The sequence below is a fragment of the Treponema sp. R6D11 genome (genome assembly GCF_054786075.1).
This window is the reverse complement of sequence record NZ_BDHD01001178.1, coordinates 1-367: the sequence shown is the minus strand read 5'-3', so window position 1 is coordinate 367 and position 367 is coordinate 1. Positions and strand designations below refer to the sequence as shown.

Genomic DNA, 367 nt, shown 5'->3' with positions numbered 1-367 from the left:
GCGTTAATCTTGTTATGTGACCGAGATTTAATCTTATTTCTTCAATGCGGCATTTTTCCGCTCCAATAGCTGCGGTGTCGATTGCCAGAAGCCGTTTTTGTTCCATAAAGGCGCATTTGTCTATGGCGTTTGCCGCCGTTCTGCCGATTTTTTCAAGAGCGATTTTATATTTTTCCTGTTCCAAAGACAGTGCGATTTTTGCCTGTTTTTTCCCGTATTTTGACGCAGGGTCGGGTAGAGGAGTAAAACTATTTTGAATCATTGCCGTATTGTCATAAGGCGGCTCCCAACCGAATTGAGTACCAAAGCGGTTTTGAAACCACGGATTGGAAAAATCAATCGCAATCCCGACAGACCAGTTATAACG

Annotated in this window: 1 protein-coding gene; it reads right to left on the bottom strand. The window is 43.3% G+C overall.

Features of this window, described 5'->3' with window-relative positions:
* Positions 1-367: hypothetical protein (locus ACYVTD_RS17995; RefSeq protein WP_461248979.1), on the bottom strand; the 367-nt coding region annotated here is incomplete at both ends.